Annotated in this window: 20 protein-coding genes; 4 read left to right on the plus strand and 16 right to left on the minus strand. The window is 70.6% G+C overall.

The window, feature by feature from the left end:
* Nucleotides 1-317: 317 nt before the first annotated feature.
* Both ABD747_RS00510 and ABD747_RS00515 read right to left on the minus strand, forming a co-directional pair.
* A complete protein-coding gene (locus ABD747_RS00510) occupies nt 318-1,289 on the minus strand; it encodes a helix-turn-helix transcriptional regulator (RefSeq protein WP_344801107.1) in 972 nt (323 codons plus the stop codon).
* On the minus strand, nt 1,286-2,254 hold the full coding sequence (locus ABD747_RS00515; protein WP_344801108.1) for a helix-turn-helix transcriptional regulator: 969 nt from the start codon (nt 2,252-2,254) through the stop codon (nt 1,286-1,288). The genes ABD747_RS00510 and ABD747_RS00515 overlap by 4 nt, the downstream gene beginning before the upstream one ends.
* Nucleotides 2,255-2,311: 57 nt before the next feature.
* Here ABD747_RS00515 and gluQRS point away from each other — a divergent pair, with 57 nt between their 5' ends.
* Both gluQRS and ABD747_RS00525 read left to right on the plus strand, forming a co-directional pair.
* A complete protein-coding gene (gene gluQRS / locus ABD747_RS00520) occupies nt 2,312-3,244 on the plus strand; it encodes a tRNA glutamyl-Q(34) synthetase GluQRS (protein WP_344801109.1) in 933 nt (310 codons plus the stop codon).
* A 39-nt stretch (nt 3,245-3,283) separates the two neighbouring features.
* A complete protein-coding gene (locus ABD747_RS00525) occupies nt 3,284-4,435 on the plus strand; it encodes a DUF3866 family protein (protein WP_344801110.1) in 1,152 nt (383 codons plus the stop codon).
* Here the strand turns inward: ABD747_RS00525 and ABD747_RS00530 are convergent.
* The 11 genes from ABD747_RS00530 to ABD747_RS00580 form a co-directional block, all read right to left on the minus strand.
* Complete coding sequence (locus tag ABD747_RS00530) at nt 4,416-5,429, minus strand: FKBP-type peptidyl-prolyl cis-trans isomerase (RefSeq protein ID WP_344801111.1); 1,014 nt, start codon at nt 5,427-5,429, stop codon at nt 4,416-4,418. The genes ABD747_RS00525 and ABD747_RS00530 overlap by 20 nt on opposite strands.
* A 66-nt stretch (nt 5,430-5,495) precedes the next feature.
* Nucleotides 5,496-6,716, minus strand: a complete 1,221-nt coding sequence (gene larC / locus ABD747_RS00535; RefSeq protein ID WP_344801112.1) for a nickel pincer cofactor biosynthesis protein LarC — start codon at nt 6,714-6,716, stop codon at nt 5,496-5,498.
* Nucleotides 6,709-7,410 carry a nickel pincer cofactor biosynthesis protein LarB gene (gene larB, locus ABD747_RS00540; protein WP_344801113.1) on the minus strand — a complete coding sequence of 234 codons (702 nt, stop codon included), beginning with the start codon at nt 7,408-7,410 and terminating at the stop codon, nt 6,709-6,711. The genes larC and larB overlap by 8 nt, the downstream gene beginning before the upstream one ends.
* Complete coding sequence (gene larE / locus ABD747_RS00545) at nt 7,403-8,302, minus strand: ATP-dependent sacrificial sulfur transferase LarE (protein WP_344801114.1); 900 nt, start codon at nt 8,300-8,302, stop codon at nt 7,403-7,405. Before larE ends, larB begins: the two co-directional genes overlap by 8 nt.
* 108 nt (nt 8,303-8,410) lie before the next feature.
* Nucleotides 8,411-9,106, minus strand: a complete 696-nt coding sequence (locus tag ABD747_RS00550) for a pyridoxamine 5'-phosphate oxidase family protein (protein ID WP_344801115.1) — start codon at nt 9,104-9,106, stop codon at nt 8,411-8,413.
* On the minus strand, nt 9,103-10,482 hold the full coding sequence (gene pafA, locus ABD747_RS00555) for a Pup--protein ligase (protein ID WP_344801116.1): 1,380 nt from the start codon (nt 10,480-10,482) through the stop codon (nt 9,103-9,105). Before pafA ends, ABD747_RS00550 begins: the two co-directional genes overlap by 4 nt.
* Nucleotides 10,483-10,516: 34 nt before the next feature.
* Nucleotides 10,517-11,251: a pseudouridine synthase gene (locus tag ABD747_RS00560; RefSeq protein ID WP_344801117.1), complete on the minus strand. Its 735-nt coding sequence runs from the start codon at nt 11,249-11,251 to the stop codon at nt 10,517-10,519.
* A complete protein-coding gene (gene scpB / locus ABD747_RS00565) occupies nt 11,244-11,855 on the minus strand; it encodes an SMC-Scp complex subunit ScpB (protein WP_344801118.1) in 612 nt (203 codons plus the stop codon). Before scpB ends, ABD747_RS00560 begins: the two co-directional genes overlap by 8 nt.
* Nucleotides 11,848-12,702 carry a segregation and condensation protein A gene (locus ABD747_RS00570; protein ID WP_344801119.1) on the minus strand — a complete coding sequence of 285 codons (855 nt, stop codon included), beginning with the start codon at nt 12,700-12,702 and terminating at the stop codon, nt 11,848-11,850. Before ABD747_RS00570 ends, scpB begins: the two co-directional genes overlap by 8 nt.
* A gap of 103 nt (nt 12,703-12,805) precedes the next feature.
* Nucleotides 12,806-13,147, minus strand: a complete 342-nt coding sequence (locus tag ABD747_RS00575; protein WP_344801120.1) for a hypothetical protein — start codon at nt 13,145-13,147, stop codon at nt 12,806-12,808.
* Nucleotides 13,132-13,992, minus strand: coding sequence for a ParA family protein (locus tag ABD747_RS00580; protein WP_425562460.1), 861 nt, complete (start codon nt 13,990-13,992; stop codon nt 13,132-13,134). Before ABD747_RS00580 ends, ABD747_RS00575 begins: the two co-directional genes overlap by 16 nt.
* 267 nt (nt 13,993-14,259) lie before the next feature.
* Here ABD747_RS00580 and ABD747_RS00585 point away from each other — a divergent pair, with 267 nt between their 5' ends.
* Entirely contained in the window at nt 14,260-14,913 is a 654-nt protein-coding gene (locus tag ABD747_RS00585) for a class I SAM-dependent methyltransferase (protein WP_344801121.1), read from the plus strand.
* A 115-nt stretch (nt 14,914-15,028) separates the two neighbouring features.
* On the opposite strand, the gene ABD747_RS00590 is transcribed toward ABD747_RS00585, so the two are convergent.
* The gene (locus ABD747_RS00590) at nt 15,029-15,505 is read right to left on the minus strand and encodes a hypothetical protein (RefSeq protein WP_344801122.1); all 477 of its coding nucleotides are present in this window, start codon (nt 15,503-15,505) and stop codon (nt 15,029-15,031) included.
* A 478-nt stretch (nt 15,506-15,983) separates the two neighbouring features.
* Between ABD747_RS00590 and ABD747_RS00595 the strand changes: the two genes are divergently transcribed.
* A complete protein-coding gene (locus ABD747_RS00595) occupies nt 15,984-16,199 on the plus strand; it encodes a hypothetical protein (protein ID WP_344801123.1) in 216 nt (71 codons plus the stop codon).
* 68 nt (nt 16,200-16,267) lie between these two features.
* On the opposite strand, the gene ABD747_RS00600 is transcribed toward ABD747_RS00595, so the two are convergent.
* The gene (locus tag ABD747_RS00600; protein ID WP_344801124.1) at nt 16,268-16,579 is read right to left on the minus strand and encodes a putative quinol monooxygenase; all 312 of its coding nucleotides are present in this window, start codon (nt 16,577-16,579) and stop codon (nt 16,268-16,270) included.
* Nucleotides 16,580-17,080: 501 nt separating this feature from the next.
* Nucleotides 17,081-19,492 (minus strand): ATP-binding protein, encoded by a 2,412-nt coding sequence (locus tag ABD747_RS00605; protein ID WP_344801125.1) that lies wholly within the window; start codon nt 19,490-19,492, stop codon nt 17,081-17,083.
* Nucleotides 19,493-20,576: the final 1,084 nt, after the last annotated feature.

Below are 20,576 nucleotides of genomic sequence, written 5' to 3' on the forward strand. Positions count from 1 at the left end.
CGCCGCACCCACCACCACAACCTCCCAACGCCGAGGTGTTGCGATGACTACTGGAGACCGCCCCGGCGGCGTACAGGGGATCCGAAGACCATCCGCCGCGAAACCCGGATCCCCTGTGCAACCTTGGATCCGCTGCATGGGATCCGGCGGCGTACAGGGGATCCGAAGACCATCAGCCGCGGAACCCGGATCCGCTGTGCAACCTTGGATCCGCTGCAAGGGATCCGAGGGCGTACAGGGGATCCGAGTTCGGGTGCGTGCGGGTTCGGGTGCGTGCGAGTTCAGGTACGAGGCGAGGGCACGGGTACGGGCGCGGGTCAGTCGGCGAGGCCGAGGGCGGCGTACTGGTCCAGGGCCTCCTGGGCCGACTCGCGGGCGGAGTCGCCGGCGCCCCGGGGTGTCACCACGGTCGCGCCACCGCCCAGCCGGAGCACCAGTCCGGTCAGCCAGGCGGGGTCGCTGACTCGCAGCGAGACCCGCAACCCACCGTCCGGCCGCGGCGCGACCGACTCCGTCGGGTAGTACTCCGCGACCCACGACGACCACGGCGCCAGGTCGAGGGTGACCAGCGGCGCGTCGGCCAGCGAGGCGAACCAGCCGCCGGAGAGGTCCTTCAGCACCACGCCGGGATGCGGCGCGACATCGGTCTCGGTCACCTCGACCGCCGCCATCCGGTCCAGCCGGAACGTGCGCAGGTCGCCGGCCAGATAGCACCACGCATCGAGGTATCCCGCGCCCTCCAGCACGAACAGCCGCAGCGGGTCGACCTGCCGCCGGGTGGTCTCCGCCCGCGATGCCACGTCATAGGTGAGATCCAGCCGCTTGCCGCGCTGCAGACCGTCGGTGACCCGGGCCCGGATGTCGGCCCGGCCCGCGGCGACGTCGACCTCGGCCCGATCGGTGGGCTGGTGCCCGGCGGCCAGCTCGAGCTTCGCCAGCGCCCGCTCGATCGCGTCGCGCCGGCCCGGCCCGGCGATCTCGCGCAGCGTCCGCAGCGCCAGCATCAGGGCCAGCGCTTCGTCGGTGGACAGCCGCAGCGGCCGCGGCAGATAGTCGGCGTTGCTGAGGTGGATCTTGCCCTCGGTCTCCACCGCATCCATGTCGATGTCGATCAGGTCGCCGGGAGTGAGCCCGGGCATACCGCACATCCAGAGCACGTTCAGGTCGTCGCGCAGCGTCTTCACGGTGATCCCGAACGCCTCCGCGACGTCGGTCAGCTTGGCCCCGTCGTGCTCGCGCAGGTACGGCACCAGGCTGAGCAGCCGACGTACCTGGGCCTGCGAGGTCATCTCGCCTCCCCGACCCGGGCGACAGCGGTCAGCCCGGCGACGACCACCTTGCGCAGGTCGGGCGGGTCGAGCACCACCACGTCGGCGGCGTGCCGGCAGATCTCCTCCGCCAGCGGGTAGACGTCGGAGAACCCGACCTCGACCGCCTCGAAGCCGGGCGGCAGCGGGCCGTCGACGCGCTCGGGCGGCGTCGTGCCCCGGCGACGCAGGCTCGGCGCCTTGCCGGCGCGGATCGCGAGCACCGCGGCCGCGGTGGGTTCCGGCGGGGCGAGCGAGCGGGCGAGCCGGCGGAGGTCGACGTCGTCCGGCACGTCGTACGCCCCCGCGCGCGACACCTTCCGCGGCTGGTCGCTGATCCGGGACACCTTGAACATCCGCTCGGCCTTGCGGTCGAGGTCCCAGCCGATCACGTACCAGCGACCCTTGCGCGACGTCATCCCCCACGGTTCGACCGTCCGGACGGCCCCGTCGCGGTAGGTGAAGCTCATCCTGGTCCGGGTGATCACCGCGTTCCACAGCGCCTCGAAGGCCGGCTCGGACGCCTGCACGGACGGCTGCAGGTCGGCCAGCTGGGAGGTGTCGGGCTCGATCCCGGCCGCGCGCAGCTTGGCGAGCGCGCTCTGTGTGGACTCGGCCATGCTCGCGTGCTGCCAGACCCGGGCGGCGACGCCGACCACGGCCGCCTCCTCCGGGTCGAGGTCGATGGCCGGCAGCTCGAACTCCGACGGCAGGATCCGATAGCCCGGTTCGTCGTCGAACAGCGGGTCGAAGCTGCCCACCTCGATCGGTACGCCGAGCGCCCGCAGCTCGTCCTTGTCCCGCTCGAAGGTCCGCTCGAACGCGGCGTCGCTGAGGTCGTGGTAGCCCTCGACCACCTCGCGGATCCGGCTCTTCGGCACGAACCGACCCGACACGAGCAGGCAGATGGTGAGGTTGAGGATCCTCTCCGTCTTGCGCGGTGCCATGCTGGTCGCTTTCTCGAACGTGTGTGCGGTCGGCCGCTCGCACGCTACCAGCCGATCGTGAAGGATCCTGTGAACAGCACCGACGGTCCGGGCGCCGGCCGCTATGCGCCGAGTCCGACGGGTGAACTCCATCTGGGCAACCTGCGGACGGCGGTGCTGGCGTGGCTGTTCGCGCGTTCCAGCGGGCGGGCGTTCCTGCTCCGGATCGAGGACCTGGACACCGGCCGGGTACGTCCCGGGCTGGCCGAGCGGCAGGTCGCCGACCTGGCCGCGCTCGGGATCGGCTTCGACGGGGTGCCGGTGGTGCAGTCCGAGCGGACCGCGGCACACGAGGCGGCGCTGGACGCGCTGGCCGGGCGGACGTACGAGTGCTTCTGCACCCGCCGGGAGATCGCCGACGCCGCGTCCGCGCCCCACGACGAACCCCTCGGCTACCGCCGCTACCCGGGCACCTGCCGGGACTTGACCGAGGGCGAGCGGCAGACGCGGCGGGCGACGCGGGCGCCCGCGCTGCGACTTCGCGCATCAGCCGGCGCCGAGACCACGACGACGATCCATGACCTGCTGCACGGCGAGGTGACCGGCGTGGTCGACGACATCGTGCTGCGCCGCAACGACGGGGTGGCGGCCTACAACCTGGCCGTGGTCGTGGACGACCTGGCGAGCGGGATCGACCAGGTGGTCCGCGGCGACGACCTGCTCGCCTCGGCGGTGAACCAGGCTCATCTGACCACCTTGCTGGGCGGCCGACCGCCGACGTACGCGCACGTGCCCCTGGCGGTGAACACCGCCGGTCGCCGGCTGGCCAAGCGCGACGGCGCGGTCACCCTGGCCGACCTCGCGGCCGTGGGCGTCGAGCCGCCACAGGTGCTGACCCGGATCGCGGCGTCGCTTGACCTGGCCGGGCCCGGTGAGATCGTCACCCTGGAGGACCTGCTTCCCCGCTTCGATCCGGCACGGCTGCCGCGCGAGCCCTGGGTGATCGGCTGATCCGATGCCGGCCCCGACCGCCTTGCTAGCCTCGCGAGCATGATCACCTGGGCCGAGGGCGTGGTCACCGAGGTCCTGGCCGGCTGGCGAGGCGCCGCGGAGGTGATCGCGGAACGAACCGACACCGGGGCGACCTGCCGGGCGCTGGCGTATACCGACCTGACGCCCGCGCCGCGGCTCGGCGACCGGTTGCTGCTGAACGTGGCGGCGCTGGACCGCGGTCTGGGCACCGGCGGATACGCGCTGGTGATCGCGGTGCTCGACGCCGCCGGCCACCCGCACGGCCAGCCGGCCGCACCGGCCGGCCACCTGGTCAAGGCCCGCTACCTGCCGCTGCAGGCGATGGTGGCCGGCGCGGACGAGCAAGGGTCGCCGTTCCACGACGTGCTGGCCGACGCGGACGACCTGGCCGGGCTGCCCGTGGTGGTCGCCGATCTGCACTCGGCGCTGCCGGCGATCCTCGCGGCGATCCGGCTCGACCGACCCGACGCCCGGGTGGTCTATCTGATGAGCGACCATGGCGCGCTGCCGCTGGCCTTCTCCCGCTCGGTCGCCCGGCTACGCGAAGTGGGTTGGCTGGCGGCCACCGTGACCGCCGGTCAGGCGTTCGGCGGCGACCTGGAGGCGGTGAACGTCCACTCCGGGCTGCTGGCCGCCCGGCTCGCGCTTGGCGCCGACATCGCGATCCTGACCCAGGGCCCCGGCAACCTCGGCACCGGCACCCGCTGGGGATTCTCCGGCGTCGCCTGCGGGGAGGCCGTCAACGCCGCCACCACCCTCGGCGGCCGGCCGGTCGGATCGCTGCGGATCTCCGCCGCAGACCCGCGCGAGCGGCACCGCGGGGTGTCGCACCACAGCCTGACCGCGTACGGCCGGGTGGCGTTGCTGCCGGCCGACCTCGCCGTGCCGGCGTTCGGCGGCGACCTGGCCGATCTCGGCGCTCGGGTGGAGGCGCAGGTGCTGGCGCTGCACCGGCACCGGCTGCACCGGGTCCCGCTGGACGGCCTGCCGGACGCGCTGCGGCGGGCACCGCTGCGATTGTCCAGCATGGGCCGCGGGCTGGACGACGATCCCGGCTACTTCCTGGCCGCGGCCGCCGCCGGCCGGCTTGCCGCCGGTCTGCTGACTACTGGTCCGGGCGTTACTGGTCCGGGCGTTACTGGTCCGGGCGTTACTGGGCCGGCTGGCTGAACAAGATGTCGACCACGAACACCAGCGTGTCGGTCTTCTCCACCTTCGGCTTGGCGTTGCCGTCGGGGTAGCCGTCACTGCCCGGCGGTACGACCACCAGCACCCGGCTGCCCACGGTCTGCCCGACCAGGCCCTTCTTCAGCCCCGACAGCGCCTTGCTCATGTCCAGGGACGCGGGCTGCTGACCATAGGTCGTCTCCAGCTGGCGGCCGTCCCAGGTCTGCCACAGGTAGTTGATCGTGACCGCGTCGGTCTCGCCGACCTTCGGCCCGCTGCCCTTGATCAGCGGCTGGACCTGCAGGGTCTTCGGCGCCGCGGTCTTGGGCACGGTGACGGTCGGCACGCCCTTGGTGTCGGTGACCGTCGGCAGCCCATCCTTCGGCTTGACCGCGCTGCCGCTCGGACCGCTCAGCTGGACCTGCTCGATGTCGACCACGAAGATCAGCGTGTCGCCGACGTTGATGCCGGCCTGCGCGTTGCCGCCCGAGGAGTCGTAGCCGTCGGAGCCGGGCATCGCGATCAGCACCCGGCTGCCCTGGTGCTGGCCGTTGAGCCCCTTCTGGAAGCCCGGTACGACCTGAGCGAGGCTGAACGCGACCGGCGCCCCGCGCTCGTACGACTGGTCGAAGACCTTGCCGGTCCGGCCGTTGACGCCGTAGTAATTGACCGACACCATCGAGCTGGCGGTGGCGACCGGCCCGTTCGACGGCTTGAGCACCTCGGTCCGGGTCTTGTCGATGGCGAACGGCGCCTTGAACGAGACCTTCGGCGCCTTGCCGTAGTCACCGCTCACCTTGATGGCGCTCAGGTTGTCGGAGGCCTTCACCGTGCTCGACGGGCTGGCCGAGGCGGACGGGCTCGCCGCCGCCGAGCTCGGCGCCGCGGTCGGCGAGGCCGACTGGCCGGAGGTCGAGTCGCCGCCACCGCAGGCGGCGAGGGCGAGGACGGAACAGGTCAGACCGGCGACCGCGAGGGCCCTGGTGAAAGCAGGCACCGGAGAACGATACCGGCGGGCGCCAAGAGAATCGTTGCCCTCAGCTGTGCGGAGACTGTGGACGGCTCAGCCCGGCGGATCCGGCTCAGGCAAGGGCGCGCCGGCGCGGTAGCCGAGCCGGACCGCCGCGGCGAGCGCGTCCGCCATCACCTCCTGCTCGGCCCGCCCGTGCGCGCGGGCGTACGCGGCCACGTCGGCGAACTCCGGCGTCACCTGCAGCACCACGCCGTTGCGGTGGCCGACCTTCACCGCGATCGAGCCGTGCGCCAGGGCGACGTCGACCATCAGGCGCGGCACGGCATAGCGAGCGACCGGCTGGATTCGGACGCCGAGCGAGCTGGTCCGACCCAGGACCAGATCGAGCGCGGCGTCTCGCTGCTCCGGGCGGACCAGCACGCTCAGCACGTGGGCCGGCCGGCCCTTCTTCGCCAGGATCGGGGTCAACCACGCATCGGCGGCACCGGCCGCGAGCAGACCGGCGAGCACCCCCGGCCACAGCCGCGGGTCGAGATCGTCGACGTTGGTCTCCAGCAGCAGCAGCTCGTCGGCCGCTCCGCCCACCTGCTGCGCGGTGCCGATCACCAGCCGGGTGACGTTCGCCCGCCCCGGCGTGTCGCGGGAGCCGGCGCCGACTCCGCTGCGCTCGACGGTGACTGCGGGCAGGTCCGCGTTACCGTCGGCCAGCGTCATCAGCAGCGCCATTCCGGTCGGGGTCGTCAGCTCCCCCTCGCCGCCGGCGGAGACCTGCCAGCCGGTGGACAGCTCCAGCACGGCGGGCACCGGGACGGCCAGCCGGCCGTGAGCCGCCCGGGTGGTACCGGAACCGAGCGCGATCCGGCCGACTACCAGCCGATCCAGGCCGAGCGAGTCCAGCCCTGCGCAGACCCCGACCACGTCGGCGATCGAGTCCAGCGCACCGACCTCGTGGAAGTGCACGTCGGCCGCGGCGATGCCGTGCACCCGGGCCTCCGCCTCGGCCAGCCGGCCGAAGACGGCCAGCGCCCGCACCCGTACGTCCTCGGCCAGCGACGCGGACCGCAGCATGCCCTCGATGTCGCGCCAGGTGCGGTGCGGCGGGTCGTCGAGCAGCGGACGTACGTCGGCCTTGGTGGCGCGCAGCCCGGCCCGGGTGACCTGCCGATACGTGATCTCCACCGCTCCGGGGAGCACCGCGTCGACGGCCGTCCGCACCACGGCCGGGTCGACTCCGGCGTCCAGCAGCGCGCCGAGCAGCATGTCGCCGGCGACGCCGGCGGAGGCGTCGACCCAGCCGAGCCGCTCAGCCATCCGCGGGGTCGCGGGTCGTCGCCGCCGGCTCGGCCGGGACGGCGGCGGCGATCTGGGCGGCGAGGTGACCGGCGCCGTACCCGTTGTCGATGTTGACCACCGCCACCCCCGGGGCGCAGGCGTTGAGCATGGTGAGCAGTGCCGCGAGGCCCTCGAACGCGGCTCCGTAGCCGACCGAGGTCGGCACCGCGACCACCGGCGCGCTGACGAGCCCGGCCACCACGCTCGGCAGCGCACCGTCCATCCCGGCGACCACCACGATCACCCGGGCCCGGCGCAGCAGCTCGAGCTTGGCCAGGATCCGGTGCAGCCCGGCGACCCCGACGTCGACGACCAGTTCCGCCTCGCGGCCGAGGTGCCGGGCGGTCAGCAGTGCCTCGCGGGCCACCGGCAGGTCGGAGGTGCCGGCGGTGGCCACCACGATCAGCCCGCCGCTCGGCGCCGGCGGGTCGGCCGGCCAGGCGATCAGCCGCGCCTCCGCGTCGTGATGTGCGTCCGGCAGCTGGGCGAGTACCGCGGCCGCCTGGGCGGGATCGGCGCGGGTGAACAGCGTCCGCTGGCCCACCCGGCCGATCTCGGCGGCGATGGCGGTCAGCTGATCGACGCTCTTGCCGGCACAGAACACCGCCTCCGGATAGCCGCGGCGGGCCTCCCGGCCGAGATCGAGGGTGGCGACCTGGTCGAGGTCAACCACGGGTCGTCCGCAGCTCACCCAGGCTGTCGCGCAGGGCGGTCAGGGTGAACAGGCCGGACTGCAGCCCGGCGAGGTCGACGACGGCATAGCGGAAGCCCGCGGCCCGGACGGCCGCCTGAACGCGCGTCCGCTGCGGCTCCGAGACCGCGCGGACCAGATCGTCGGCGGGCAGCTCCAGCCGGGCGATGTCGCCGTGGTGCCGGACCCGCAGGTCGGCAAATCCCAGCGCCCGCAGCGCCGCCTCGGCCTGGTCGACCTGGCGGAGCTTCTCCGGCGTCACCTCCTGACCGTGGGGAATCCGGGAGGCCAGGCAGGGCGCGGCCGGCTTGTCGGCGCTCGGCAGTCCCCAGGCGCGGGCGAGTCGACGGACGTCCGCCTTGTCCAGGCCGGCGTCTGCGAGCGGTCGCAGCACCCGGTGCCGGGTGGCCGCCTCCGCGCCAGGACGGTCCGGCCGGAGGGCGTCGTCGGCGTTCTCGCCGTACGCGACCGCGGCCAGCCCGTGCTCGATCGCCAGCCCGTCGTCGATCCGGGTGAACAACTCGTCCTTGCAGTAGAAGCAGCGATCGGGGCCGTTGGCCCGGTAATCCGGCCGGTCGCCCTCGCGGGTCTCGATCTCGACCACCGCCACCCCGATCGCGTCGGCGACCCGGTGAGCCTCCCGCCGCTCGTCGGCGGCCAGGCTGGGCGAGACACCGAGGATCGCGACGACGTGCTCGGACCCGAGGGTGCGGGCGGCGAGCGCCAGCAGCACTGACGAGTCGACCCCGCCGGAGAACGCGACTCCGAGCCGGCCGGCACCCACTCCGTTTCGCACCAGGTCGCCGGCCTGCTCGGCCCGGCGTCCCAGGTCGGCCGGGAGGGACTCGCTGCGCGGATCGGCCAGGCTGGTCACCTCTCCACGCTATCTCCCCCGCCGGTGAGTAATTCTCGACACTCGAATGCGTGACCGGAGGCCGCTCACGCTCAGCGGGGCGGACGCGAGTGAATCTCGGGTCAGGAATTACTCACGGGCGGCCGCGGCCCGCACCGACGGCGGGACCGGGACCGCATCCGGGACGTCGGCTTCGGCCACCGGGGCGTCGGCCACGAGCGCGAGCGGCAGGATGCCGGCCCAGACCGAGCGATCCTCGCCGTCGCCGGGGTCGGTGGCCGCGCCCTTGGCCCGTACCTTCACGCTGGCGGTCGCCAGCGACAGGCGAACCACCGTCGTGGCGGCCAGTTCCTTCCGGGTCGGCCGCCGGACCTCGGCCGACCGCCCGGGCAGCAGGTGGTCGACCAGCACGTCCAGCGCCGCCGCCTTCTCGTCATCGGGCACCACCTCGGGCACGCCGATCACGACCGCCGACCGGTAGTTCATCGAGTGGTCGAACGTCGATCGGGCGACCACCAGCGCGTCCAGGTGGGTCACCTCGACCGAGATCGTCGTCCCGGCGGCACAGGCGCGCAGCAGGCCCGCTCCGGTGGAGCCGTGCAGCAGCAGGGTGTCGCCGTCGCGCGCGCAGGCAAACGGGAGCACCAGCGGGATGTCGTCGTCCTCGTCACCGCCCGGAAGCGCGTCGAGGTACGCCACGTGCGCGATCAGCGCCTCGTCCAGGATCGCGTCCAGGGACGTCCGGTCGAAGACCTGCCGGTCCGGCAGCCGGCGGACCCGGGTCCGCTCGCCGTCCGGCAATGTCCTCGTCGGCTCCGTGCTCACAGGCCGGGCGGCCGGCGCATCGAGGCGATCAGCCGGTCCACCCGCTCGTCCACCGCGACGAACGGGTCCTTGCAGAGCACCGTGCGCTGCGCCTGGTCGTTCAGCTTCAGGTGCACCCAGTCCACGGTGTAGTCGTTGCGGCCCTCCTGGGCGGCCTTGATGAAGTCGCCGCGGAGCTTCGCCCGGGTGGTCTGCGGCGGCACGATCTTGGCCCGGAAGATGGCCGGATCGGTGGTCGCCCGGGCGGCCAGCCCGCGAGCTTCCATCAGCGCGAACACCCCCCGGTTGCGCCGGATGTCGTGGTAGGCCAGGTCCAGCTGGGCGATCCGCGGATCGGCCAGGCTCAGGTTGTGCTTGACCGAGTAGCGCTCCAACAGCCGGTACTTGATGGCCCAGTCGATCTCGGTGTCGACCAGGCCGAGCTTGTCCTCGGCGACGGCGCGCAGCGTGCGCTCCCACAGGTCCAGCACCCGGTGGATGGTGGGCGTGCCGAGCCCCTCGCGGTGGACGAACTCCGACACCTTCTCGTAGTACTCGGTCTGCAGCTCCAGCGCGGAGATCTTGCGGCCGTTGGCCAGCGCCACGTTGACCCGGCCGGTCCGGTCCCGGCTCATGTCCCGGATGGCCCGGATCGGGTTGTCCAGGTTGAAGTCGCGCATCGGCACGCCGGCCTCGATCAGCCGCAGCACCAGCTCGGCGCTGCCGACCTTCAGCAGGGTCGTGGTCTCGGACATGTTCGAGTCGCCGACGATCACGTGCAGCCGGCGGTAGCGCTCCGGGTCGGCGTGCGGCTCGTCCCGGGTGTTGATGATCGGCCGGCTGCGGGTGGTCGCCGAGGAGACGCTCTCCCAGATGTGCTCGGCCCGCTGGCTGACGCTGTATTCCGCACCGCGCGCGGTGTGCAGGATCTTGCCGGCGCCACAGATCAGCTGCCGCGACACCAGGAACGGCACCAGCACGTCGGTGATCTTGACGAACTCGCCGACCCGGGAGATGCAGTAGTTCTCGTGGCAGCCGTAGGAGTTGCCGTGGCTGTCGGTGTTGTTCTTGAACAGGTAGATGTCGCCGCTGATCCCCTCGCTCGCCAGCCGCTGCTCGGCGTCGACGATCAGGTCCTCCAGGATCCGCTCGCCGGCCCGGTCGTGGTTGATCAGCTGGATCAGGTCGTCGCACTCGGCCGTCGCGTACTCCGGGTGGGAGCCGACGTCGAGGTAGATCCGGGACCCGTTGCGCAGGAAGACGTTGCTGCTGCGGCCCCAGGTGACCACCCGGCGGAACAGGTAGCGGGCGACCTCGTCCGGGGTCAGCCGGCGGGTGCCGCCGGAGGTGCAGGCGACGCCGTACTCCGTCTCCAGGCCGAAGATCCGCCGATCCACACCCCGCTCCCCTCTGCCGTACGTCATCGGTTCGTCAGCGCTCGGTCAGATCGAGGAGCCCGCCCAGCTCGTCACGAGTGAGCTCGCGCAGCTCCCCCGACTTGAGCCTGCCGAGCCGGACCGGCCCGATCGCGGTTCGGCTCAGCTTGCGGACCGGGTGTCCGACCGCGTCCATCGTACGGCGGACGATGCGGTTCCGGCCCTCGTGCAACGTGACCGTGACGAGGGACTTCTCCGCGGTGTTGGACACCAGCTTGACCCGGCTGAACTTCACCGGGCCGTCGTCCAGCTTCACCCCCTCCCGCAGCCGCCTCAGCGTGCGCGCGTCGGGCACCCCCTCGACCTCGGCGAGATAGGTCTTCGGCACCTCATACGAGGGGTGGGCGAGCTTCTGCGCGAACTCGCCGTCGTTGGTCAAGATGATCAGGCCCTCGGTGTCGGTGTCCAGCCGGCCGACGTGGAACAGCCGCTCGCGCCGCTCGACCAGGAAGTCGCTCAGATCGCGCCGGCCCTCCGGGTCCTCCAGCGTGGAGACCACGCCCTTGGGCTTGTTCAGCACCAGATAGACGTGCCGCCGCGGCGGCGGGATCCGGGAGCCGTCGACCCGGATGGTGTCCCGCTCCGGGTCGACCCGCAGCCCCTGCTCCAGCACCATCCGCCCGTTCACCTCGACCCGGCCCTCGGTGATCAGCTGCTCGCAAGCCCGCCGCGACCCGATGCCGGCCGCGGCGAGCACCTTCTGCAGCCGGATGCCCTCCTCGTCACTCATGGGGCCCATCCTCATTCATGGGCACAGTCTCCACGTGCGCGGCAACGGCCGGCTCGGCGAGCCGGCTCAACTCGGCCTCGAGTTCGTCCACCTCCGGCAGGTGCGGGGCGAGCGGCGGGAGCTCGTCCAACGATCGCAGGCCCATCCGTTCGAGGAAATAGCCGGTGGTCCCGAACAGCACCGCGCCGGACACCTCGTCGCTGCCGGTCTCGGCGACCAGTCCCCTGGTCAGCAGCGTCTTCATCACGCCGTCGACGTTCACCCCGCGGATGGCCGAGATCCGGGCGCGGGAGATCGGCTGCTGGTAGGCGACGACGGCCAGCGTCTCCAGCCCGGCCTGGGAGAGCTTGGACTCGCGCCCCTCGAGGACGTACGCGGACACCAGGTCGGCGTGCTCCTCCCGGGTGTAGTAGCGCCAGCCACCACCCAGCTCGCGCAACTCGAAGCCGCGGCCGGTCTCGTCGTAGAAGGCGACCAGCTCGAGCAGGGTGTCGTGCACGACCGGCACCGGTACGTCCAGCGCGGTGGCCAGGGTCAGCTCGCTCATCGGCTCCTCGGCCAGCAGCAGCAGCGCCTCCAGCGCCCCGGACAGGTTCTCAGTCATTCCTCGGCTCCTCCTGCCCGGCGGCTGGGGTGCCCGGCTCTTCGTCGAACTCGTCCGAGATGTCCAGCTCGCCGGCGTCGGCGCCGGTCCAACGGATCGTCAGCTCGCCCAGCGGGGTGAGCTGCTCGAACGCCACGGCCGCCTCCCGGAACAGCTCCAGCAGGGCCAGGAAGCGGCAGACGGTGGTGACGATGTCGGGCGAGTCGCCGGTCAGCGCCCGGAACGTCATCGTCCGGCTTCGCCGCAGCCGGTCGACCACCAGCGCCGCCTGCTCCCGGACGCTCACCGCCGGCGCGTGCAGATGGGCGAGCGAGACCACGTCGGCCTGTTTGGGCGCGAGCGCCTTGGCCGCGATGGCGGCGAGCCGCTCCGGCGCGACCGCGATCGTCAACTCGGGCACCAGCCGGGCGAACCGCGCCTCCAGCCCGACGTCGCGGGGGTGCCGACGGGCCTGCGCCGCCAGCGCCTGAGCCAGGTAGGCCGCGACCTGCTTGAACGCGCGGTACTGCAGCAGCCGGGCGAACAGCAGGTCCCGCGCCTCCAGCAGCGCCAGGTCCTCGGCATCCTCCACCTCCCCGGAGGGGATCAGCCGGGCGGCCTTCAGGTCCAGCAGGGTGGCGGCGACCACGATGAACTGGCTCGTCTGCTCCAGGTCCCAGTCGGCGCCCGCCGCCTTGATGTGGGCGATGAACTCGTCGGTGACCGTGGACAGCGAGACCTCGGTGACGTCCAGCTTGTGCCGCGAGATCAGCTGCAGCAGCAGGTCGAACGGGCCCTCGAAGTTGTCGAGATGCACCCGGAAGATGGTGTCGCCCGGATCGTGCCCTGAGCCCGTCGGCGGGCTCACGACAGGCTCTGTCGAAGGGCCGCGCTGCTGCGCTTCGACGAGCTCTGCGCGCGTATCGGGAAGCTCCGCTGGTGATCGCTCGGGCATGGTGAGGACCACCACGCTACGACAACCTCCGGACCAGCTGGGACTCCTCGCCCTCGGCCTGGAAGTCGGCCAGGAGCGTCGCGATGGCCACCCGGACGATTCGCCCGCGGTCCACCGCGACGCCGTGCCGGGCCCGCAACTCGAGCCGGGCCCGCTCCAGGTCGATCAGCTCGTCGGCGGAGACGTACACCGTGATCTTCTCGTCGTGCCGGACCCGGCCGGAGCCCCGGCCGGGCTTCTCCTCGGGCGGCTCGACCGCGGCGAGCCCCGGTGGCGCCTGCGGCTCGGTCTCGTCGGCGTCGGGGTGGGTCGGCCGGAACAGCTCGGAGGCGCCGGGCAGGCTCACGCGCCGGGACACCGGGCGAGCACCTCCCGCGCCAGCATCCGGTAGGAGCCCGCACCCGGCGAGCTGGAGGCATACGTCGTGATCGGCTCGCCCGCCACCGTGGTCTCCGGGAACTTGATGGTCCGCCGGATCACGGTATGGAACACCTCGTCGCCGAACGCCTGCACCACCCGCTCGAGCACCTCGCGGCCGTGCAGCGTGCGCGGGTCGTACATGGTGCCGAGGATGCCGAGAATCTCCAGCCGCGGGTTGAGCCGGTCCTGCACCTTGGCGATGGTGTCGGTGAGCAACACGATGCCGCGCAGCGCGAAGTACTCGCACTCCAGTGGCATGATCACCCGGTCGGCAGCGGTGAGCGCGTTGATCGTCAGCAGGCCGAGCGAGGGCGCGCAGTCGATCAGGATCACGTCGTAGCGGTCCTGCACCTTCTCCAGCACCCGCAGCAGGGTCTGCTCGCGGGCCACCTCCGAGACCAGCTGCACCTCGGCGGCGGACAGGTCGATGTTGCTGGGCAGCAGGTCCATCCCCTCGACGCTGCTGGTCGTGATCACCTCGTCGACGCCGACCTCGCGGCTCAGCAGCAGGTTGTAGACGCTGTGTTCGAGGGTGTGCGGGTTCACCCCGAGCCCGACCGACAGCGAGCCCTGCGGATCGAAGTCGACCAGCAGCACCTTGCGGCCGGTCTCGGCCAGTGCCGCGCCGAGGTTGATCGTCGTCGTGGTCTTGCCCACGCCGCCCTTCTGGTTGCACATCGCGATCACCAGGGCCGGGCCGGTGGTGGTGCGCGGGCCCGGCTCGGGCAGGACCGGCCAGGGCCGGCCGGTCGGGCCCAGTTCCGGCTCGGCCGCGACCGGCACAGGTGCCGGTGGCTGAGCCGGCTCGGTCGGGCGCTCCTCGACCGCGACCGACCCACCGTAGTCCGGGAGGTCCGCGGTGTCGGGGTAGTCCTGGTGGTCCATGCGATCTCCCTGGGATTACGTCGGTGCGTCGGTGGGCGGGGAAGGCCTGGTGACGTCGCGAGCGTAGATCGCGCCGCTCCTCTCACCGCTCCGGCGCGCCGGGGAAAGTCGACAAATCTCCCGTGGGTTCGCCCTGCGTTCCGCGGTGATGGGTAGCGTCGCAGGGTGCTGAGCTGGGATCACAACGCGTACTACCACCGTGCGATCCTGCGCCGGTTGCCGGCGCATTCGGCTCGGGTGCTGGAGGTGGGTTCGGGCCGGGGCCATCTCGCGGTGCGGCTGGCCGAGCGGGCCGACGAGGTGGACGCCCTCGATCTCGACCCCGCGATGGTCGAGGCGACCCGCGCGATCGTCCCCGCCAACGTCCGCTGCCGGCGAGCCGACGTGACGACGGCCGAGCTGCCCGCCGGGTGCTACGACGCCGTGGTCACGCTGAGCGTGCTGCACCATCTCGATCTCGCGACCGCCCTGCCGCTACTCGCGCGGGCGCTGCGACCGGGCGGAGTGCTGGTCGCGGTCGCGCTGCCGAAATCGGACCTCCCGCGCGAGCTGCCGGTCGAGGCCGCCGCGAGTCTTGTCCACCACGTGCTCGGCACGGTCTTCACCGCCGTGCGGCACCCCTACCGGGTGGGCTTGCCGCACCCCACGCATCCCGGCGCGGTCCCGATGAAGGACCCGACGCTCACCACCCGGCAGGTTCGCGACGTGGCGCGTACGGCGCTGCCGGGCGCCGACGTACGCCGGCTGTTGCTGTGGCGCTACCTGCTGACCTGGACCAAGCCGTCGGCGGCCACGGCGACCTCCCCGACGTCTGCATAGGCTGTGCGACCTCGCATGGTCTCTAGCCTGTGCGAAGTCGCACAGGCTATGCAGAGATCGCTCGCGAGACCGGGGCGCGCGGGGAACTGGCCTCTACCGCCCGGGGAGTTGGCCTCTACCGCGCGCGGAACTCCCGGCCGACGCGTTCGACCTCCCGCTCCAGGTCGCCGAAGGCGTACGCCCAGTTGTGGCACTTGAAGCTCCGCATTCCGGCGATCGCGGCACCGCAATCCGCGCAGCGCACGCCCTTGATCGCGTGCGGCACCTCGACGTTCACGTACTTGCGGTCGCCGAGGATCACCCGGGCGATCATCTGCGCCGAGTGCACCGACCGCGCTGCCGACGACACGATGTCGAGCCAGTTCGGCGAGCGGCCGCAGTCCGGACACTGCAGGTCGTCCCCGCTGACCCACAGCGGTGCGCCGATCGATCCCGGCTTCATCCCGAGCAGTTCCTCGATCTTGGCGACGTCGTCGGCGGCGGTGACGTATCGCTCCTTGCCAGGCAGCGAACCGGGCGAGTCGTACACCTGCTGGAACAGCTTCGGGTCGACCTCGACGGTCTGCCGGGACTCCCCCGTCGATTCGGACATCGCGCGACTCCCTTCGTTCGAGCTCCGCTGCCCAGGGTGACAGCGCGGTTGTCCGACGCGAAGGGATTTTCCGAGCGCTGTACGAGCGCGTGCTCGCCGGCCGGTGCGCGCGATCCATGCCGGTCGCGGTCGCCCGAGTGTCGCGAATCGACCTCGCATCGCCGGGGCGGGTGACTGCTCATCTTCCCGCCGCGGCCGGATTTTCGGGGCAGGACCGGGAGAGGAATGGCCAACTTTCCCGCCGCGGCCGGACTTTCGGGCCCACACCGGGCGATCGCCGGCCCAACTTCCGGCCGCGGCTGGATGCGGCCAGCACGGCGCGCTGCTGGTGGCCAGCCACGGGAACCGGCTCACCGTCGTCGCGATGTGCGTGCACGCGATGGCTTGGCCGAGGGAGCCGATCCGGTCGAGTTCGAGCGATTGTTCGCATCGTTCATCACGCAACCGGGATTGGTGGGATGGAAGAGGCGGCTACTTCGTGGGGACCGAGGCGAGCGCGCCGGACAATATGCGATTCCACGAAATCGACGGTCCTGAGGCCGGGGACCGCTACTTATCCTCGGACGGGGAGAAGTCGGAGGAACTCGATCGACTTGTTGCCGAGCGCCCGGAATCTGTCGAGAACGGGCACAAGACGTACGCCTTCCTGACGGGCAACGAGGTGGTTACCGACTATCTCGTCGTCGTCGAATAGAAGCACTGTCACTGACCGGCAATTCCGCCCGGGGCGAGCACGTCTGCGGCGGACTTAGAATCGACCATTCAGCCAATTTCGGACACCTTCCCCCGTAGCCCACCAAGGGCTTCCACGCGAACGCTCGCCACATACTGCTCGAGTTCGACCATCACACGCCGAAAGTAATCCGTCGATCCGTGTCGTTCTGCCGCCTGCTGATCCGTGTAAACCTCGTAGACGACGCGCGAGAGCGGCTCGCCCTCAACCGTGTGAAACACATAGATCAAAGTGTCCGGTTCGCCGGCCTTCACAGCTGCAATCATCGTTGCCGCGAGGCGATCGAATCCACGCACGGCCGCGTCATCCTTGAGTTCGAAGCGAAGCAAAGTTCCGATCACTCCCGGGAAGCTATCGGTACCCAAGGTCGCCTGTCCATGGCTTGATGTTCAAGCTCGAGGCACCGTCCACATACAAAGCATCAATTCGCTATCCCTTCCGGTGAATCCCGGGAACTCAGTACCCGCGATGTCGAGCTCGCCCGGCAGATCTCGGCCGCTGCGCGGGCGCTGACCGTGCCCGCCGATCCGACCGCCGTGCGGCATGTGCAGGTCGCGATAGACACGCTGGTCACCGCCGAGGTGTGCCGTAGCGGCGGGCTGTGCCGGGCTACGGGCAGCCTGGTGCCGACGTGGTCCTGCGCGACGGCGAAGGCAACGGAGTCGACCTCTCCATCGGGATGCACGATGCCTGACGCGCCCTCTGGGATCTCATCAGTCACCTCGGATCGGCTTGCGGCATGAACAGTTTCGGGCAGTGGCATCGTCGCGCCCGGCGAAAGGGGTGCCGGTTCTGTGCACAGCCCGACTGCAGCGGCACCGCTCGAGATCTGAGCGGCACTGCTAGGACTCGTTTCGATCGAGTCTTCGGATGCGCTCGCGGAGCCGATCGGTGTCAGGGTGATCAAGATCGGCGAGGATGACGAGGGCTTGCGCCCATGATGCTCTGGCGGGTTCCGCGCTGCCATCGGTGTGATGGATGTCGCCGAGGCGGGTGAGCACTTCTGCTTCGTAGTAGCGGTCGCCGATGTCCCGGAACAGACGGATGGCGTGTTGATAGCAGTCGATCGCGCGGTCGTGGCGACCCAACTTGTGCTGAACGAACCCGAGGCTGTCCCAGCTGTGGGCTTGACCGTCGCCGTCGCCGAGTTCTTGCTGGAGGGCTAGCGCCTTGCGGCAAGGCTCCAGGGCCGCCGTGTAGTCGCCGGTCTGGGCTAGGGTCCAGCCGATGTTGTTCCAGGCCTGGGCTTGTCCGATCCTCTGGCCGGCGGCGGTGAACAGATCCAGCGCGACGCGGTTGTGACCAAGGGAATCCTGGAGGCGTCCTTCGCGTTCGGCTAATCGGCTGCGGGTGAGGTGAGTCCGTGCCATCCCGATCTCGTCGCCGAGATTCTGGAAGAGCTGGAGCGCGCGGTGCAGATGGAGCCCGGCTTCGTCGAAGCGTCCCATGTCGGTGTAGGCCCAGCCAAGGCAGCGGTGGGCCGTGGCCTGTCCGAGTTGATCATTCAGCCGTTGGGCGGACGCCAGCGCGATGTTCTGGGTCGTGCACCAATCGTGCCAGAGTCCTTGGCGGCGGTGATAGGTGGTGAGCGACCAGGCGAGTTGCCAGGTGTGGGTGTCGAACCGTGCGTCGTCGCTGGCCTGATCAAGCACCGCGAGCAGTACGGTGTGTTCGGCGGTGAGCCAGGCCAATGCCTGGTTCTGACCTTGCGGTTCTTCAGCGCTGATATCCGTGCTGGGTGCGAGGAGGGCGACCGGGTCGCGATGCGGGTGTAACAGGAGGTCGGCCGCGTTGGCGCTGTGCAGATAGTGGTCGTACGTCCGGCGCTGCGCCGCGTCCCGTTCGGCGGAACTGTCGGTGGCACGGCACAACTCGGAGGCGTACGCACGGAGCAGGTCGTGGAAGCCATACCGGCCGGGGGTGTGTTCGGTCAGCAGATGCACCCGGGCCAGGCCTGTGAGTAGCCGCCTCACCTCATCGACTCGCAAGCCGCACAGACTCGCCGCCGCCGGGGCAGAGATGTCAGGCCCGGGATGGAGTCCCAGCAACCGGAACAGCCGAGCGGCCTCACCGCCGAGGGCATGGTAGGACCAGGAGAAGACCGCGCGCACATCAGTGGTGGCGTCGTCGCTGCTCAAGACGTCTAGCTTGGCGCGCGCATCGCGGAGCTCGGCAGCCAGCGCCGCCAAGGGGAACTGCGGATGACTGGCGGCCCTGGCCGCGAGGACCGTCAAGGCGAGGGGCAGCTGGGCACAACGCGCGACAATCTCGCGTGTTGCCTGCGGCTCGGCCTCCACCCGAGCATTGCCCAGTCGGTGACCGAGGAGCTCCCGGCCCTCCAGGGGGGTGAGGAGATCGAGCGTCACAGGCTGCGCGGCGCTCCCGGCGACCAAACCAGGCAGTTGCTTGCGGCTCGTCACGATCACCAGGCAGCCGGGCGCGCCGGGCAGCAACGGGCGTACCTGCTCGGCGTCGCGAGCATTGTCGGCGACGATCAACATCCGCCGGCCGGCCACGAGACTCCGATACAGTGCGGCCTGGGCGTCCAGCCCGAGCGGGATGCGGTGCGGTGCTACCTCGAGCGCATCCAGGAACCCCCGCATCGCCTCCTCCGGGTCCATCACCGAGCCGGCCGGATCGAACCCGCGCAGATTCACGAAGAGCTGTCCGTCGGGAAACCTGTCGCGTACCTGGTGCGCCCAATGCACCGCCAGCGTTGTTTTGCCGATCCCGGCCGTGCCGGAGACCGCGCAGATCACCACAACCGACCCGGTCCCGTCGGCTTCCAGCAGCCTGTTCAATGCAGCTACGTGATCAGCCCGGCCGGTGAAGCCGGCGACGTCGGCGGGCAGTTGTTCCGGCACGGGCCGGCCGGTGGAGGATCCCGTCGCTCGAGGAGCCGGACGGCCCGCTCGCCGCTGCTCGTCGACCCGGTCACGCACGGTGCCGAGCACGCCTGCCTCCGCCGGCGAGGCACCCAACCATCGGACGAGCTCGTCGAATCGGTCCGTCGGAGGCAACGCACGACCAGTGAAATACTCACCGATCACGGCGTGCGACCAGCCGGTACGAGCGGCCAGCTCCCGATAAGTCAGCTCAGATCTTCCGCTCCGTCGCGCGTCGCGGCGGCGCAACCACCGGAGCAGCTCCGCAAGCTCAGGCTGGGTCGTGATGTCGGCGAGGGCCGAACGCTCCACGTTGCTCGACCGCTCACTCGGACTTTCGAGCGGCGACGAACCACCTCGCCGCGACATGGCGACAGGCTAGAGGAACTCCCGTCGACCAAACGCCGATTCCCATTTGCGCGGCGGACCACTTTGTCTGGCCGTGTCCGGCGCTGTCCGGCATCGACAACACAGCACGTCGACGGCGTCCACAATGGTCACCACGAAGGGACGTTCGTCAAGCGGCATTGCAGCCAGATGGAGAGACTCCTGCGATGACATCGTCTGGATCTCCCGCCGACTCACACGGCCCTTCCGGGAATCGTTTCAAGGGGGGGTGGCGATGCCTTCTACGGCGTTCAAGGATGTTGGCGGCGCGGACAGACCCGGCCGTCCAGGCTACACCGCACGGCCGGACCGACTCGGATGGTGAAAGGTGTCAAGCCGCTACCTGGGCACAGAATCCATGGAGTACTCGCTGCCATCGCCGTCGCTCCCTGACACCAGTCGTTCCGCATCCAGCCAGGTCGGGCCCGCACCGGCCCGGTCGAGTTCGACACGCAGCTGCAGCGCTGGCTCTCCTGGTCAACGACCGACGGCGCACTCTGATCAGAATTCGCGTCGACGACATGAGACTCAAGGATGATCAATCCGGGGCGGTTCATCCTCCCACCCATGACGCGTTGACGCTGCCTACACGATCCACGACATGCTCCAAAGGGAGGGCACATCGAATGCCACGATGGAACTGGCCGGAGGTGCCGCGGGTACGTCTGCATTGCTCACTCGGATCGGGTGGCAGCACTGTGTTCCCGGCCAGACCGCTGAACGGTGTGGCCTGGCGGGAACTGACCTGCGCAGTCTGTGGACGCCGAATGAGGGCAAGGTTATGTAGCCGCGCCAACCTCCGCCGTGAACACCTCACGGCCGAAATCATCGTGCTCGTGGCCTGGCTCGCGAATTTCACAATGCTGGCCTACATGGTCAGTCGTCAAGCCGACTCACGAAACCTGCTGATCGTGGGAGTAGCAACGTTGACAATCGGTATCTGGACACTCAGGGTGTGGCGAGGCGCCAGAATCGACGATGGAGTTCGCTCAGTCGAGCCAGTGGCCGAGGATCGCTACAGTCCTGAGACTCATTCGCTGAGGTGAGGCTTGGGCGTGCTCCCGAC

Origin of the sequence: Microlunatus ginsengisoli (assembly GCF_039537205.1) — a bacterium.
GTDB lineage: Bacteria > Actinomycetota > Actinomycetes > Propionibacteriales > Propionibacteriaceae > Microlunatus > Microlunatus ginsengisoli.

Bases quoted from the DNA above. Each gene is read 5' to 3' on its own strand.
- ABD747_RS00510 (WP_344801107.1), bottom strand. From the start codon at position 1,289: ATGACCTCGCAGGCCCAGGTACGTCGGCTGCTCAGCCTGGTGCCGTAC.
- ABD747_RS00515 (WP_344801108.1), bottom strand. From the start codon at position 2,254: ATGGCACCGCGCAAGACGGAGAGGATCCTCAACCTCACCATCTGCCTG.
- ABD747_RS00525 (WP_344801110.1), top strand. From the start codon at position 3,284: ATGATCACCTGGGCCGAGGGCGTGGTCACCGAGGTCCTGGCCGGCTGG.
- larC (WP_344801112.1), bottom strand. From the start codon at position 6,716: ATGGCTGAGCGGCTCGGCTGGGTCGACGCCTCCGCCGGCGTCGCCGGC.
- ABD747_RS00560 (WP_344801117.1), bottom strand. From the start codon at position 11,251: ATGAGTGACGAGGAGGGCATCCGGCTGCAGAAGGTGCTCGCCGCGGCC.
- scpB (WP_344801118.1), bottom strand. From the start codon at position 11,855: ATGACTGAGAACCTGTCCGGGGCGCTGGAGGCGCTGCTGCTGCTGGCC.
- ABD747_RS00590 (WP_344801122.1), bottom strand. From the start codon at position 15,505: ATGTCCGAATCGACGGGGGAGTCCCGGCAGACCGTCGAGGTCGACCCG.
- ABD747_RS00605 (WP_344801125.1), bottom strand. From the start codon at position 19,492: ATGTCGCGGCGAGGTGGTTCGTCGCCGCTCGAAAGTCCGAGTGAGCGG.